The following is a 15,359-nucleotide window of genomic DNA, read 5'->3' on the forward strand; positions in this document are numbered from 1 at the left end:
ACGCGCTCGATTCAAAGCCTGAGCGGCGCTCGAGAGTCGAATGATGATCGACGCCAGTGCCGATCGAATGACGCTGGACTCATATTCAACGCATCGCAGTGGGTTAATATTACTGATACATAGGCCGCATACTGGTGCCGAGGATCCGGCACGCTGGTGCTGGTAATTCTCCGAGTCCTGCACAAGGCTCGGCATGTCATCCAGCCAAGATCGCAGAGGAGTCTGCTGAGGATACGCCAGTGAGTGACACCACATCGTTTGGCACCATGCCGAGCACTTCCCGGCCCGCCAATGGCCAGGAAGCCGAAGGCTTGCTGAATCAGCTGCTGGATCACACCAGCAACGGCGTCTGTTGCTACGACCTCGAAGGGCGCATTCGCTGGGTCAACCCCGCCTTTGAGCAGCTTCTCGGCTATCGAGAGCAGCAGGTGGTCGGCAAGGTGCCCAGTGAATTCCTGATGGGGCCGGCATCCGATCTGCTGGTCATCACCCGATTGCGTGAACAACGCCGCCGCGGCGAACCCAGCGATGAGGAGCTGGTGCATTACGACAGCAATGGCCAACCACTGCGATTGCGGCTGCGCTGCATTCCGCTCAAGGATTCCAGGGGGCGGGTGGAAGGGTATCTGGGGTTGCAGACGGACATTACCCAGATGCACCGAGCCTTGATGTTGAGCCACTCCCAGCTTGAGCTGCTGGAAGCCGTGGCGGCAGGTCAGTCTCTGGACAAGACATTGCGAGACCTGTGCCTGACCATCGAAGGCGCCGCGGTTCAGGTGCGCTCCTCGTTGCTGCTGCTGGATGATGTGGGCCGCACCATCGTGGCAGGGCAGGGCCCCAGTCTGCCGGCAAGCTTCATGCTGTTCACTCGTGGCTTGAAGATCGGGGAAGGCGTGGGCACCTGTGGGACGGCGATGTGGCGGCGCAAGCCGGTCATGACGCCTTCCATCGCGCAGGAACCTGCCTGGGAGGGCTTCCGTGAGCATCCGCATGCGTTGGGGCTGGATGCCTGCCTGTCGATGCCGATTCTCGATGGCGAGGATAATCCGCTGGGCAGCTTTGCCTTCTATGCCGAGACAGGCGAGGTCTTCGATGCGACTCACCATGGCTTGCTCGAAGTGGCGGTCAAGGTGGCCAGACTGGCGATCGAACGCTATCGACGTGACCAGCAACTGACGCATCAGGCCTTGCACGACTCGTTGACCGGCTTGCCCAATCGGCGTCTCGTGCGTCGTCATCTCTGTGAGCTGGCGGAGCAGGCCCAGCCCGGCGAGATGGGCGCGCTGATGTTCCTGGATCTCGATCACTTCAAGCGTCTCAACGATATCCTCGGACACGATGCCGGTGACCTGGCGCTCAAGCAGGTCGCCTCGCGTCTGGCAGAGATGCTGGGCCCGCAGGACTTCCTCGCGCGCCATGGGGGAGACGAGTTCATCGTGCTGCTGGCGCCGAGAGCCGGTGGGCCGCGCGAAGCGGCTAGCCGAGCGCGCCAGGTAGCGGAGGAGATGCTGGAGCGACTGCAGGAGCCGCTGGAGCTTGAAGGGCGAACGCATCAGTTGACCGGCTCGTTGGGCATCACGCTCTATCCGCGTCACGAGGAAGGCTATGGCGCCTGCTCTCAGCAAGTGTTGCCGGCCGGCAAGGCGGAGCACACCGAGATCGATAGAGAAGAGGGTGATGCCTGGAGTCACCTCCTGCATCAAGCGGATATCGCACTCTATGAGAGCAAGGGGGCCGGGCGTGCACGGCTGTGTTTCTTCGCGCCCGAGATGCGCCAGCGCATCATCGATGCCGCCCGGATGGAACACGCGCTGCGTGAGGCCGTGTCTCGCCAGCAGTTGAGTGTCCACCTCCAGCCGCAATTTTCCCTGCCCGAAAGTGGTGAGCCGCAATTGTGTGGCGCCGAGGCATTGCTGCGTTGGCATGACCCGCAGCTGGGGATGGTCTCGCCAGCGACCTTCATCCCCATCGCGGAGGAGTCCGGACTGATTCTCGAGCTGGGGCATTGGGTGCTGGAGCAGGTCTGTCGCGAGCTTGCTGCCATGACCGCCCGAGGCTATGCGCTACCGATGGCGGTCAATGTCAGTCAGGTACAGTTCCGTAGCAGCGAGTTCGTGCCGCAGGTCACCAGGCTGTTGGCGCAACATGACTTCGCGCCTGAGCTCTTGCGTATGGAAATCACCGAGAGCCTGGCGACGGATGATGAAGCGGCAATGCTCGAGAAGATTGACCAGTTGGCAGCCTTGGGCCTGAGCTTCTCGATTGATGATTTCGGCATCGGCTACTCGAATCTGTCGCGTTTGCGTCGTATGCCGCTCAAGGAGCTGAAGATAGATCGCAGCTTCATCAATGACCTGTGTCTTGAGGATGCGCCAGACACGCATACCACGGGCAATGAGATCGTGCGTGCCATGCTGATGATGGCGAGCGCCCTGTCACTTGATGTCGTGGCGGAAGGCGTGGAAGAGACGGAGCAACTCGAAGTCTTGCGGCGCATGGGTTGCTCGCGAGTCCAGGGCTACCTGCTGGGGCGCCCGCGCCCGATGGCAGAGGTGATTGGCGATGCGGAGGCCCGGTTGTCGAAAGGATAGAGGAGGCATGTTCATGAGGCTGTCTCAGCCAGCCTGGGGGCATGACACCGAAATCAGGCGTGGAGCATGCCTTCAGGTTATTGATCCAGCGCCTCCAGCATATGGATGCCGACGAAGGGGCGCGAAGCTGGCGGTGCAGCAATTGTCGGGTTTATCTCGCCACTTCAATGGCTTATACTTCCGCTCGCTACGCCCCCTTAGCTCAGCTGGATAGAGCGGCCCCCTCCTAAGGGGCAGGTCGCAGGTTCGACTCCTGCAGGGGGCGCCAGCAATCCCACCTTCTGGACGACGTCGTCTGTCCAGCCTTCTGCGTCATCGTCTTTTCAGTACCGTTCGTTGTGTGCTCGGACCTTGCTCTGTGAACAGCGTCTGTCCTGGCTTCAGGCCCGACTCCCGAGCTTGGCTTCCGCACTTGATTACCCTATCCGATACTCGATCAACAATGCCCTGACTCTTGGTCTGGACATCGCACCGTCGTGTCTGTCGATCGCTTTGTCACTCAACCGGATTGTCAGCCAATCGTCTTGCCAGCCAATCGTCCTGCCAGTTCAGCGTCGTAGGAAGGCGCAAGAACAAGCCCTGCAAGAGAGTCTCTCGATAAATGCAGGGCTTTGGGTGTCAGCGGGAGTCTGATGTCACGGCATCAGTGGGCAGGGTCAGAAACTCCTGCATGATGCGGGTATCGCGGAAGCGTTCGATCAGCTCCGGATCCGAGTCGAGTGCCGGCGGGTTGGCGAGGCCTTCACGAATCTTGGCTGCCAGCGCCTCGATGGAGTCTTCGGAGATCAGGCGCGCTTGATCATGGATCAAGACATTGCGAATGCCGCCGGGGACATCCGGTGCCACGCACGGCGTGCCACAGCACATGCTCTCCACCAGCACGATGCCGAAGGCCTCACTACGTGAACTGAGCACGAACAGACGGGCGTGCTTCATCCACGGGTAGGGGTTCAGGCGGCTACCGATCAGGTGGACCCTGTCGCCGACGCCCAGCTCGCGGATCAGCGCTTCGGTGGCTTCCCGCTTGGGGCCATCGCCGACGATGACGAGGTCTTCCTCGATGCCTGAGGCGAGGTATGCCTTGATCAGCACATCCTGACGCTTGACGTCCGAGAGGCGACATACCTGTACCACGTAAGGGCGGGAGGGCAGTTCCACCACTTCCTCTGCCATGGCGGCGATGGCATCCAGATCACAGACATTGCCGATGGTCGCGAGTCTCGCCGCCTTGATCCCGTGATGGTCCAGCAGGCTTTCCAGTTGCTGGCGCACATTGTCGGTGTTGCACACGACCTGTTTGCCGCTATACAGGCGACTCAGCAGGAAGCGTTGTTGCCAGCCCTCTTTCAGGTCGCCGGGCCATGACACCGCCACCTGCCACAGGCGAGGGTCCCGCCACGACCAGAAGGTCTCGAAGGCGCCCTGGCCGCGCGTGATGACCCGATCGATCGGGCCGTGTTCCTTTTCCAGTCGTGCGACGAAACGGCGCAGATAGTGGCCGCCGTAATAGCCCCGCCAGACATATCCTGAGCCCTTGATCCACGGAGCCAGCAGCAGGCGAGTGAACAGGTCGTAGAACAGGCCGATGCCCGTCTTGCGAAATGCCTTGTCGAAGTCGACCTGATGAAGGTGCACGCCGGCATCCGGGACGAGTTCCAGTTCGCCTTTCAGTACCAGTACATGGACCTCATGGCCTTCGCGGTGCAAGACATTGGCGAGATTGACGGTATTGCGTTGGATACCGCCGATGTTGAGCTTGCGGACGATTAGCAGGACGCGTTGTTTCATGGCTGAGGTCTATGTCGGAAGTGGAGTCGATGTGCACAAGTCAGTCACGTTGAAGCCTTGGCTGCTCAAGTCGATCAAGTGTCGGTCTTTCTCTGCCCCATGACCTCTTTCCTCGCCATGTGCCGTTCCTTGGCCCCTCGATGCAGGCGCCATTCTACGCCGATCCATTTGGCGGAGGAAATGCGTGGCGGCGGGCCGTCAGCGGCATCAGTGCGCAGTTCATCCGCACCGAGAAGTGCCTTTGGCGAGTGAGTGAGGCATTATCTGCACCATTGCTTCGTCAGTTCTTTCTCCTTCGCCAAGATATTCTTCATGCCTGAGCCGAAAACCTCGTCCCGCGCTGGCGCTTCTCGCGTTCGCCGTGCCACCGCTGATCGTCATTTCGACGGTCTGGCCGACAAGTTCGAACGTGGTTTCTACACCACGGAGCGCGGTCGTGTTCGTCTTGCGCTCACCCAGCGCCTGATGGATGAGCGTTTCTCGCATTTGCCGCCTTCCCCGGTATTGGAGATCGGTGCAGGGCTCGGGCAGACCGCTCATTGGTGGCTCACGCGTGGGCACCACCTCACGCTGGTCGAACCCTCTGGCGAGATGCGTGAGCGTGCGAAACGCTTCCTGAGCACTGCCGCGCCGCAAGGCCAGGGGCTGCCCGCTGGTTCGACTGCTGATCCCTCCCGGACGGCTCAGGCGGCGTCAGATCCGCAAGTGCCAGGTCAAACCGACGCGCTGTCGAATGATGAGCCGTTCGCTGGGCGACTGGTCTGGGAGGGGCGTGATCTGCAGGGCTTCGCCGCCGCGACTGATCAGCGGTGGCCGGTGGTGGTGTGCCACGCCGTGCTGGAGTGGCTGGTCGATCCCCGGGAGGGTTTTGCATTGCTCGCGGAGTTGCTGGCGCCCGGTGGCGTCATGTCGCTGAGTGTCTTCAATCGTGATGCGCTGGCGTTTTCCAATGTCAGCAAGGGCAATTTCGACAAGGTGCTGGAAGGGCGCCTGGCAGGCTGGGGTACCGGCAAGCGCTTGACGCCCATCTCACCGCTACGCGATGGCGAGATACGTCAGTGGGCCGCGGAGGCGGGGCTTGAGGTACGTGAGCTGACCGGGCTGCGCGTCTTCCATGACTACCTGCGCTCACGCGACCCGCTGAGCGAGGCTGACATGCAGAAATTGCTGGCGCTCGAGTGCCAGCACTGGCGCACGCCCCCCTTCGTCTATCTGGGCCGCTATCTGCACTATGAGCTGGTGCGCCCGGCCTGAGGCGGCACCTGCACAACCGCATTGTTTCGATATCCGGCGCTCTCGCCGTTGTCCGTATCTTCCTACCCTGTTGGAGTCTTCATGTCTGCTCAAACCCCCGCCTGTCAGCTGCTCGAGCGTCAGGACAGTGATTTCCGTGATTGGCTGTGGGTCGCTGCGCCGCGTGATGACTGGTGGCTGTCATCGGACCGCCAGCGGCGTGTCTGGGGGCATGACACAGGCATCGTGAATGCCGCGCGGGAAGCCGGGCACCGGGTCAGCCATGCGGTGTCCTTCGCCGATGCGCGAGCTGACGACACCATCGCGCAAGCCGCGGGCGCCATCGTGTTCTGGCCCAAGGCGCACGCGCTGGGCGAGTGGTGGCTGGTGGCGCTGTGCCAGGTGTTGCCGGCCGGTACGCCGATTAAGGTGGTGGGCGAGGTCAATGGCGGCATCAAGCGCGCTGAGCGCATCCTCAAGGCACTGGGAATGACGGCGCGCAAGGACGATACCGCGCGCCGTTGCCAGCTGTGGTCATCCGCCACGCGTGAGTTGACGGCCGAACAGGCCGCCAGCAGTGAATCGCCACTGGCAGTGGCTGGACAATGGACAGAAGGCTGGGGCGAATTCGAGGCGCTGGAGATGCGACTGACCAGCCATCCGGGACTGTATGGCAATGCCAAGCTGGACCCGGGGACCGCGCTGCTGCTGGAAAACCTGCCGACCCGTGGTTACAAGCGTGCGCTGGATATCGGGGCGGGTGATGGCATCATCAGCTGCTGGCTGGCGCGTCACGGTGCGCGCGTGATGGCAGGCGACGTCAGTGCCTTCGCGGTGGAGGCGACCCGTCGCAGTCTGGCGCTCAACGGGCTTGAGGCGGACGTACGCCTGAGTGATGTCTTCGCGGCGTTCGAGGGGGAGCGGTTCGAGGCCATCGTGGCCAATCCGCCGTTCCATCATGAGCGCGATATCGATTATGGACCGGCGGCGCGCCTGATCAGCCAGGCACCGGATCACCTGATGCCCGGCGGCACCCTGACGCTGGTCGCCAACGCCTTCCTGCCGTATCCCGATCTGCTGCAGGCGGCCTTCGGCGAGTTTGAAGTGCTCGCGGAAACGCGCCAGTTCAAGGTCTATCGTGCACGCAAGGCGCGCTGATTCCCTGCGACCTGAGCCCCTGCGGCCTGATTCCCCGCGGCCTGATGCCCAGCTCGCCGCTTACGCCTCCGGCGACTGATAGCGGATGGCCGTGATGATGTAGGTCGTCTCGCCACCCGGTGCGGCCACGCTCACTTCGTCATCCAGCCCCTTGCCCAGCAATGCCTGAGCGAGGGGCGCATCGACGCTGATCCAGCGGCGCGGATTGTCGGTCTCATCAGGGCCGACGATGCGGATCTCCATCTCCTCTCCCTGCTCGTCCTCCAGCGTCACGAAGGCCGCGAAATAGACGCGCTCCAGATCTGCGGGCAGGCGATCGACCACCGTCAGCTCATCCAGGCGTTTCTCCAGATAGGCAATCTTGGCGATGGTCTGATTGAGCGCCTTCTTGTTGTAGGTGTAATCCGCATTCTCGCTGCGATCCCCCATGGCGGCGGCCTCGCCCGTCTTGCGTGAAAGCTCCGGGCGCCTCACGCGCCTCAGGTGGTCGGCCAAGCCCTTCATCTTCGCGTGGCCCTGCGGGGTAATCACGTTGCTCTTCTTTTCCTGGCGCGGGTCCGTCTTGGGGTCGCGCCAGCGTGTCATGTTGCGACCTTGCATGGTCTGCTCCGCTGGTTCTGTGGGTAAGGCTCAAGGCGTCGTGTGCGATGTTCGCTAGCGTTGAGACCTGCGACCAAGGGTGATTGGCGGCCGATTCAAACGTTCGTTACAGTCAGAGTGTGCTCGCCGGAGCACTTGCGCGTCACCCATGCTGAATCTGCCAACAATAACGAAAATCAGGGAGCTGTCCATGCCCACGCTGCCATCTTCACACCCGTCTTGCCGTGTCATATCCCGTTGCTGTCGCGTATTGCTCTCCGGGGGCATGGCGCTGGGCATCACGCTGGCCGGCATGACCGGAGTCCATGCTGCCCCGGGCGATGATGACGTCTTCCCGCTCTCCAAGCGCTGGGCGCAGATCAATTATCAGGTCTCCGGTGATGCTCAGGAAAAGGGCATGGAGGCCCTGGGCAAGGAGGTACGCGCGCTGGCGGATCAGTATCCGGACAACGCCCATGTGCTGACCTGGGAAGGCATCATCCTGGCCTCATGGGCCAAGGCGCGCGGTGGCCTGGGAGCACTGGATCTGGCCAAGGAAGCCAAGGCCACGCTCGAGAAGGCGATCACGCTCGACCCCGAGGGCGACAATGCCTCAGCCTATGTGACGCTTGGCGCGCTCTATGACAAGGCGCCCGGCTGGCCGGTGGGCTTCGGGGACGATGAGAAGGCGGGAGAAGTGCTGCGCAAGGGGCTTGAGGTCAACCCGACGGGCATGGATACCAATTATTATTACGCCGATTATCTGGCCTCCGAAGGCCGTGATGAGGAAGCGCTCAAGCATGCGCGTCTCGCCCAGGACGGGCCGCCGCGTCCCAACCGTGAGCTGGCCGATCAGGAATTGCAGAAAGAGATCACCGCGCTGATCAAGCGCCTGCAGTGAGTCTCCGCCGCCCGTATCGCTTGCATGGCTACCAGAAGCTGAGACTGGCTGGAGCGACATCAGTGAGCCATACAAGTGAACGGCAGCGCTGGCGTCAGGCGCTGTTCTAACCGCCTCGAATGAATTCCCGATTCCCTGAATTACTGAGTCCTTGAGCCCCACGGCCCGAGCGGAGATCCCGCTCGGGCCGTGTCATTTGCCACTCTGTGGATGAGAAGTCGCCCAGATGCCTTCAGATGGCGCCTTGAATGGCGCTGATGACTGACTCAGTACGGCGCGGTAAGCAAGTTTGCAGGTGACGGGCTGGCCAGTCTCGCGGCAGGACAGGATAATGTCTGCTCAGCCAAGGAGGATGCATGAGCGAGCAACAAGAGCACGTCGCAGGGCAACAGGCCTTCGCACATGATGATGTCGAACTGATCGAGGCCAGGGTGTTGCAGGACGGCTTCTTTCGCCTCGAGCAGCGCGAATTCCGCCACCAGCGTTTCAACGGTGGCTGGAGCGATGTGATCCATCGCGAGGTGCATGTCCGTCACGATGCGGTAGGCGTATTGCCTTATGACCCGGTCAACGACCGCGTGGTCTTCGTCGAACAGATTCGTGCCGGCATGCTGGAAGACGCACGCACGCCCTGGAGCCTTGAGCCGATTGCAGGGCTGGTGGACAAGGACGAACAGGCCTATGAGGTCGCGCGCCGTGAGGCGATCGAGGAGGCCGGATGTGAGCTGACCGACCTGATCGAACTGTACCGCTACTACCCGAGCCCCGGCGCCTGTACCGAGGAGGTCACGCTGTTCATCGGTCTGTGTGACAGCAGTGGGCTGGGCGGCGTGCATGGTCTGGCCGAGGAGAATGAAGACATCCGTGTGCATGTGCTCGATTTCCAGGCGGCCCTCACGCTGCTGGAACAAGGGCGGTTGGGTAATGCGATGGCCATCATGGCCATGCAATGGCTGCTGCGTGAACGTGCCTCGTTGCGCGTCATGCATGCCTGAGGCAGTGAAGGCGAAGCTTGGCAATCCCCCGCGTCTCACGCAGGGTTCCTCAACCTGCGCGTCAGAGCTGCTATTCTAGAGGCTTGCTGAAAACCGGCAGCCAGCAATGATCACTGTCTGCGCCAGTGTCCGTATCAGTCTCGGTTTTCGTCTCAGCTTCAGTCCCGAGAGCTGGAAGCGAGAGTCGGTAGCCGAGAGTTGATAGCCGAACGCCGAACGCCGAACGCCGAACGCCGAACGCCGACAGCCTGAGCGCTGGCGCAGCGCTTGATTTATCGCACGTCGCCCGCATCTTGCCACGCACGATAGCGGGCGTGCTTTGACAGACAACATGCCAATGTTCTGAGATTCGCAAGGAGATCGCCCATGCAGGTCAAGAAAGCCTATGTGGCTGACCTAAAAGCACTCCATGCCGAGTGCGGGTCCAATTATCTGCGCCTCACGCGCATCCTCGGCAAGGCCGAGGCCGGTGACAGCTTCGCCTTCCCGCTGGCGGGCAATCAGGGCCACTTCGGCACGCTGCTGCTCGAGGTGGTCGAATGCGCGCCCTATACCACCATGGTCACGGTCGCCCAGACCGGCGTGCTGGACCACATCATCGATTCGCCGCGCATGAGCGTGCATCTGTACCACGACGTGCGCATGGCGGAGGTCACCGACTTTCAGCGTCAGCGTCACTTCTCAGGGCGCAACCGTTACCCGAATCCGCGCATGCACCAGCCGGACGAAAAGCTTCAGCTCAATCGCTTTCTCGGCGAATGGCTGACCCATGCCCGCGCCTTCGGCCAGGCGGATGTGCCGGAGTTGCCGTGACGCTCAAGGCTGGCATGGCGCACAGGCGCTGACACCCGATGGATTTCCCGTCTTGATTGACAGAACCGCGATGGTCCGGCCGTCGCGGTTCTGTTCATTTCCCTGCTGCTCGAGAGACCGATGCGACTGATTCAGATAAGTGATTGCCATCTGCGCGCTGACCCTGACGCGCGTTCACGGCTGGGCTTCCCCTGGCGTCAGCTGGAGGCGGTGATGGCGCATGCCTCGCGCCTGCGCCCCGATATCCTGCTGGTGACCGGTGATGTCAGCCAGGATGAGAGCCCTGCCTCCTATCGCATGGCGGCAGAGCTGTTCGATGGCCTTGGCTGCCCCTGGTTCTGGTTCGCGGGCAACCACGATCACCCTGAATTCATGCAGGAGCTGCGTCCCTTCCATCACGAGCTGGATCTGGGCGACTGGCGACTGCTGTGTCTGGATTCGCGCGTCACCGGGCAGGCCGGGGGAGAACTTGGCGAGGAGCAGTTGAGCGAGCTTGCGCAGTCACTGGCGCTGTCCGTCGAGCTGGACCCGCGTCCGATCCTGCTGGCCATGCATCATCATCCGCTGCCGATCGGTTCGGACTGGATGGATGCGCTGGGCCTTGCCGACCGCGATGCGCTGTGGGAAACGTTGCGTCCATACCCGCAGGTGCGGGCCGTGCTGTGTGGGCATATCCATCAGGCCTTCACGCAACTCATGCCGTGTGGGCAGGGCAGTGTGGCCGTCTATGGCGTTCCCTCCACCTCCGATCAGTTCGCTCCGCTGAGCCATGATTTCGCCGTGGATGAGGCGGCGCGCCCCGGGCTGCGCGTGGTGGATCTCGATGGCGAGCATCTCGAGACCTGGGTGGAGCGGGTCACGCTCTAGCCAGTCTCGCAAGGAAGGGCGGGCAAGCTCGCCCCATGCGCTGGCGCTGCCTCGGCGTCAGCATGAATGTTCTGGGCGTCAGCATGAAAGTTCTGGGTGTCAGCGTGAATGTCCTCGGTCTTCCTGAATGTGGCGCAAGACCCACAGGTATCAGGTATGCCTTTTTGGTCTTAAAAGATAGTTTCTGATTCTTTGACGTTATCAAGGCGGGGCGAGTACCGTGTAACCATTCGGCGTGCTCCCTCGGGGCATCCATCTGTCGCTGACAGAGCGCGCCACTGACTTCACGGGCCGCCTCTCGGGGCGTGTCCCAACGCTCACGAGGTTGCCGCACGCGATGCTTACCCCCGAACGTCAGACCCACCTCAAGCAGCTTGAGGCCGAATCCATTCACATCATCCGTGAAGTGGCAGCGGAATTTGCCAATCCGGTCATGCTGTACTCCATCGGCAAGGATTCCGCCGTCATGCTGCACCTGGCGCGCAAGGCCTTTGCGCCGGGCGTGCCGCCGTTCCCGCTGATGCACGTCAACACCACCTGGAAATTCCAGGAAATGATCAAGTTCCGCGACGAGATGGCCGCGGAAGTCGGCATGGAGTTGATCGAGCACATCAACCAGGAAGGCGTCGAGGCGGGCATCAACCCGTTCGATCACGGCAGCGCCAAGTACACCGACATCATGAAGACCGCCGGTCTCAAGCAGGCACTCGACAAGCACGGCTTCGATGCCGCCTTCGGTGGCGCACGTCGTGATGAGGAAGCCTCGCGGGCCAAGGAGCGCGTCTACTCCTTCCGCGATCAGTACCATCGCTGGGACCCCAAGAATCAGCGTCCGGAGCTGTGGAACATCTACAACTCCAAGATCAACAAGGGCGAGTCCATCCGCGTCTTCCCGCTCTCCAACTGGACCGAGCTGGACATCTGGCAGTACATCTATCTCGAATCCATCAAGATCGTGCCGCTGTACTACTCCGCCGTGCGTCCGGTGGTGAAGCGTGACGGCCTCGACATCATGGTCGACGACGACCGTCTGCCGCTCAAGGAAGGCGAAGTGCCGGAAATGAAGTCCGTGCGCTTCCGTACCCTGGGTTGCTACCCGCTGACCGGCGCCGTGGAATCCACCGCCGCGACCCTGCCGGAAATCATCCAGGAAATGCTGCTGACGCGGACCAGTGAGCGCTCCGGTCGTGCCATCGATCACGACCAGGCAGGCTCGATGGAGAAGAAGAAGCGCGAAGGTTACTTCTAAGGTCGCCCCAGCACATTGCCTGCAGGCGCCGCCACGCGGCGCTTGATGACCCGAACGAACAATTCGCCTGATGAGACGGCTCGCAGCCTCACGAGACACTGGTTCGCGACACTGGCTCGCCACCTCATCAGGCCCATGACAGCGGCAAGGAGAAGAGTGTGTCCCACGCGTCAGACAAGATTTCCGCGGATATCGAAGCTTACCTGCAAGAACACGAGCGCAAGGACCTGCTGCGCTTCATCACCTGCGGTAGCGTCGATGATGGCAAGTCGACCCTGATCGGTCGTCTGCTGTTCGATTCCAAGCTGATCTATGAAGATCAACTGGCCTCCATCACCCAGGCCTCCAAGACCAGCGGCACCACCGGTGACGAGGTCGATCTGGCCCTGCTGGTCGATGGCCTGCAGTCCGAGCGTGAGCAGGGCATCACCATCGATGTCGCCTATCGCTTCTTCTCGACCGACAAGCGCAAGTTCATCATCGCCGACACGCCGGGGCACGAGCAGTACACCCGCAACATGGCCACTGGCGCCTCGTCCGCGAGCCTGGCGATCATCCTGATCGACGCGCGCTACGGCGTGCAGACCCAGACCCGTCGCCACAGCTTCATCGCCGACCTGCTGGGCATCCAGCACCTGGTGATCGCGGTCAACAAGATGGACCTGGTCGATTATTCCGAGACGCGCTTCAACGAGATCGTCGCCGAGTATCAGGAATTCGCCAACAAGCTGAATGCGCCGGACATCCGCTTCGTGCCGATGTCCGCGCTCAAGGGCGACAACGTCGTCAATCGCAGCCCGGCACTGGACTGGTACACCGTCGATGGCGAAGCGGGCCCGTCACTGCTGGAGGTGCTGGAAACCGTCGAACTGACCCACGACCAGAACCTCAGCGATCTGCGCTTCCCGGTGCAGTACGTCAATCGTCCCAACCTCGATTTCCGCGGTTACTGCGGCACCCTGGCGGCCGGTGTCGTGCGTCCGGGAGACAGCGTCAAGGTGCTGCCGTCCGGCAAGACCTCGACCATCGAACGCATCGTCACCTTCGATGGTGATCTCGAGATCGCCTACCCGGGTCAGGCCATCACCCTGACGCTCGACGACGAGATCGACATCTCGCGTGGCGACTGGCTGGTGGCGGCGGATGCCGAACTGCCGCTCTCCAATGCACTGGAAGCGGATGTCGTCTGGATGCACGAGAAGCCGCTGCAGCCGGGCCGTCAGTACGATATCAAGCTGGCGACCCGTGACCTGACCGGCCAGGTCAGCGCCATCGACTACCTCTACGACGTCAACACGCTGGAGCATCACGAGGGCGACAGTCTGGCGCTGAACGCCATCGGCCGCGTCCAGCTCGAGCTGACCCAGGCGGTGCCGGTGGACGACTATCGCTCAAGCCCGGGGACCGGCAGCTTCATCGTCATCGATCGTCTGAGCAACGTGACCGTCGGCGCGGGCATGATTCGCGGCGTGGGTCGCTCCGGCACCCAGGCCACCACCCAGCAGACCGACTGGGCCGCGTTTGAAGCCGACCTCAACGCGCTGGTGCGCAAGCACTTCCCGCACTGGGAAGCCCGCGATGTGCGCGAGCTGCTCGGCCGCACCAACTGATTCCGTCCTGTAGCGACAGCAGAATGGAAGTCAGCGAAATACCAACAACAACGCTGGACACGCAATAACAACACGGCCTGCTGGAATGAAGCCGGAGAACGCAAAAGCCCCCATGGCCGCAAGGCGATGGGGGCTTTTTGCATGGTGCGGCTCACACCTGGCGCATCAGGCGACAGCAGTGTCGATGGCGAGTGGGGCGGAGGGGCCGAAATGCTCGTGGTGACACTGGGTGAGCGGTACGCCGATACGGCTGAGGTGCTGGATCATGCTTTGCATGAAGCCATGCGGGCCGATCACGAAGGCCTGCAGCGACTCGGCGCTGGCACCGGTCGCGGCGATCTGCTGCGCCAGCCAGTCGCGCTCGATGATGCCCAATTGCGCATGGGGCGGCAGCGTCTCGGCCTGTTCGTAGCAGACCTGATAATGCAGCTGCCTTGGATACTGCGCGACCAGCGCCTTGAGGGTGGCGTCGAAGGCATGCACCTCGGGATTGCGCGCCGCATGCAGATAGATCACCTGGCGGCCTGCTGCCAGCGCCGCCGTCAGCAGCGGCAGCATAGGCGTCTGGCCGACACCCGCCGACAGCAACAGCACCGGGGCATCGGCGCTCTGCGGGGCAGCATGCTCGAAGGTCAGCTCGCCGGCTGGCGGCAGCAGTTCGATCTCGTCACCTGCCTTCAGCGCATGCAGGTACTGGCTGGACTGGCCATGGGCCTCACGCTTGACCGAGATGCGGCAGAAGCGCTCGTCCGGCGCGTGGGACAGGCTGTAATGGCGATGGATCACGCCCTGCGGTGTCGTCAGGCGCATGCCGATGTACTGGCCCGGCAGGAAGGAGAACATCGGGCCTTCCACCGGCGCCAGGTACAGCGAGCGAATCTCGCGGCTCTCGTCCTGTGTGCGCACGATGCGGAAGCGGCGCAGCCCCTGCCAGCCGCCGCGGGTAGCGGCGAAGCTGTCGTAGCGGCCCTGCTCGGCGGCGATCAGCACAGCGGCCAGTTCCCCGTAGAGGGCGCCCCAGGCATCGGCGATCTCCGGCGTGACGGCGTCCCCCAGCACCTCGCCGATGGCGGTCATCAGGCACTCGCCGACGATGGGATAGTGTTCCGGCAGGATATTGAGCGAGACATGCTTGCTGACCACGGGCGCCAGCAGGCGGTCCACCGCCTCACGCGAGTGGCGTGCGCCGACATAGGCGAGTACGGCGCCGGCCAGCGCACGGGCCTGGCCGCCGCTGGCCTGGTGGGTCTGGTTGAACAGCGGCTTCACCTCGGGATAGCGCTCGAACATCAGCGGATAGAAGCGCGCCGTGATGGCATTGAGATGCTCGGCGACGACGGGAGCGGTGGCGGCGATCAGGTCTTCCTGGGCGTTGGTCAGCATGACGATACCTCTGATTGATGTCCCTCCCTCTATGGCAAGGGGCGTGCCAACTCTCGAGGCCAGTCGTCATGCACTCTGCAGGTCTATGATGTCAAAATGACATGGTCATGTGGCGTGTTCTAATGACATCAAGCGTGTCATGATGACATCAATCTTCAGCCCTCTCACTCCCGATATCCGCAAGGATGACCG

12 protein-coding genes and 1 tRNA gene are annotated in these 15,359 nt (G+C 62.4%); 10 read left to right on the forward strand and 3 right to left on the reverse strand.

Features of this window, described 5'->3' with window-relative positions; translation table 11 throughout:
* The first annotated feature begins 239 nt into the window (after positions 1-239).
* Together IZU87_RS04990 and IZU87_RS04995 are read left to right on the forward strand one after the other, a co-directional pair.
* Positions 240-2,591: a sensor domain-containing protein gene (locus IZU87_RS04990; RefSeq protein ID WP_213113877.1), complete on the forward strand. Its 2,352-nt coding sequence runs from the start codon at positions 240-242 to the stop codon at positions 2,589-2,591.
* Positions 2,592-2,782: 191 nt separating this feature from the next.
* Positions 2,783-2,859: transfer RNA gene (locus tag IZU87_RS04995), tRNA-Arg, on the forward strand.
* A 350-nt stretch (positions 2,860-3,209) separates the two neighbouring features.
* Here IZU87_RS04995 and IZU87_RS05000 read toward each other — a convergent pair.
* Positions 3,210-4,379: a glycosyltransferase gene (locus tag IZU87_RS05000; protein ID WP_213113878.1), complete on the reverse strand. Its 1,170-nt coding sequence runs from the start codon at positions 4,377-4,379 to the stop codon at positions 3,210-3,212.
* Positions 4,380-4,691: 312 nt separating this feature from the next.
* Between IZU87_RS05000 and IZU87_RS05005 the strand changes: the two genes are divergently transcribed.
* Together IZU87_RS05005 and IZU87_RS05010 are read left to right on the forward strand one after the other, a co-directional pair.
* On the forward strand, positions 4,692-5,633 hold the full coding sequence (locus tag IZU87_RS05005; RefSeq protein ID WP_213113879.1) for a methyltransferase domain-containing protein: 942 nt from the start codon (positions 4,692-4,694) through the stop codon (positions 5,631-5,633).
* An 81-nt stretch (positions 5,634-5,714) separates the two neighbouring features.
* Entirely contained in the window at positions 5,715-6,770 is a 1,056-nt protein-coding gene (locus tag IZU87_RS05010) for a methyltransferase (RefSeq protein WP_213113880.1), read from the forward strand.
* A 60-nt stretch (positions 6,771-6,830) separates the two neighbouring features.
* Here the strand turns inward: IZU87_RS05010 and IZU87_RS05015 are convergent, their stop codons facing one another.
* Positions 6,831-7,370: a GreA/GreB family elongation factor gene (locus IZU87_RS05015; RefSeq protein ID WP_084589654.1), complete on the reverse strand. Its 540-nt coding sequence runs from the start codon at positions 7,368-7,370 to the stop codon at positions 6,831-6,833.
* Between the two features lie 190 nt (positions 7,371-7,560).
* Between IZU87_RS05015 and IZU87_RS05020 the strand changes: the two genes are divergently transcribed.
* The 6 genes from IZU87_RS05020 (at position 7,561) to cysN (ending at position 13,784) form a co-directional block, all read left to right on the forward strand.
* Complete coding sequence (locus IZU87_RS05020; protein WP_213113881.1) at positions 7,561-8,250, forward strand: tetratricopeptide repeat protein; 690 nt, start codon at positions 7,561-7,563, stop codon at positions 8,248-8,250.
* Between the two features lie 356 nt (positions 8,251-8,606).
* Positions 8,607-9,245, forward strand: a complete 639-nt coding sequence (locus IZU87_RS05025; RefSeq protein ID WP_213113882.1) for an NUDIX domain-containing protein — start codon at positions 8,607-8,609, stop codon at positions 9,243-9,245.
* 366 nt (positions 9,246-9,611) lie between these two features.
* Entirely contained in the window at positions 9,612-10,058 is a 447-nt protein-coding gene (locus IZU87_RS05030; protein WP_043337025.1) for a DUF1249 domain-containing protein, read from the forward strand.
* A gap of 120 nt (positions 10,059-10,178) precedes the next feature.
* Complete coding sequence (locus tag IZU87_RS05035) at positions 10,179-10,925, forward strand: metallophosphoesterase (RefSeq protein WP_192838500.1); 747 nt, start codon at positions 10,179-10,181, stop codon at positions 10,923-10,925.
* 337 nt (positions 10,926-11,262) lie between these two features.
* Entirely contained in the window at positions 11,263-12,174 is a 912-nt protein-coding gene (cysD, locus tag IZU87_RS05040) for a sulfate adenylyltransferase subunit CysD (RefSeq protein ID WP_054557074.1), read from the forward strand.
* A gap of 158 nt (positions 12,175-12,332) precedes the next feature.
* Entirely contained in the window at positions 12,333-13,784 is a 1,452-nt protein-coding gene (gene cysN, locus IZU87_RS05045; RefSeq protein WP_213113883.1) for a sulfate adenylyltransferase subunit CysN, read from the forward strand.
* A gap of 165 nt (positions 13,785-13,949) precedes the next feature.
* Here the strand turns inward: cysN and IZU87_RS05050 are convergent, their stop codons facing one another.
* Positions 13,950-15,167 (reverse strand): globin domain-containing protein, encoded by a 1,218-nt coding sequence (locus tag IZU87_RS05050; RefSeq protein ID WP_213113884.1) that lies wholly within the window; start codon positions 15,165-15,167, stop codon positions 13,950-13,952.
* Between the last annotated feature and the right edge of the window lie 192 nt (positions 15,168-15,359).

This window comes from Cobetia sp. MC34, from assembly GCF_018340035.1.
Classification (GTDB): domain Bacteria; phylum Pseudomonadota; class Gammaproteobacteria; order Pseudomonadales; family Halomonadaceae; genus Cobetia; species Cobetia amphilecti.

Coding starts and splice junctions, on each gene's coding strand:
- IZU87_RS05005 (WP_213113879.1), top strand. CDS start 4,692: ATGCCTGAGCCGAAAACCTCGTCCCGCGCTGGCGCTTCTCGCGTTCGC.
- IZU87_RS05000 (WP_213113878.1), bottom strand. CDS start 4,379: ATGAAACAACGCGTCCTGCTAATCGTCCGCAAGCTCAACATCGGCGGT.
- IZU87_RS05020 (WP_213113881.1), top strand. CDS start 7,561: ATGCCCACGCTGCCATCTTCACACCCGTCTTGCCGTGTCATATCCCGT.
- cysD (WP_054557074.1), top strand. CDS start 11,263: ATGCTTACCCCCGAACGTCAGACCCACCTCAAGCAGCTTGAGGCCGAA.
- IZU87_RS05035 (WP_192838500.1), top strand. CDS start 10,179: ATGCGACTGATTCAGATAAGTGATTGCCATCTGCGCGCTGACCCTGAC.
- IZU87_RS05025 (WP_213113882.1), top strand. CDS start 8,607: ATGAGCGAGCAACAAGAGCACGTCGCAGGGCAACAGGCCTTCGCACAT.
- IZU87_RS05050 (WP_213113884.1), bottom strand. CDS start 15,167: ATGCTGACCAACGCCCAGGAAGACCTGATCGCCGCCACCGCTCCCGTC.
- IZU87_RS05030 (WP_043337025.1), top strand. CDS start 9,612: ATGCAGGTCAAGAAAGCCTATGTGGCTGACCTAAAAGCACTCCATGCC.
- IZU87_RS05015 (WP_084589654.1), bottom strand. CDS start 7,370: ATGCAAGGTCGCAACATGACACGCTGGCGCGACCCCAAGACGGACCCG.
- IZU87_RS05010 (WP_213113880.1), top strand. CDS start 5,715: ATGTCTGCTCAAACCCCCGCCTGTCAGCTGCTCGAGCGTCAGGACAGT.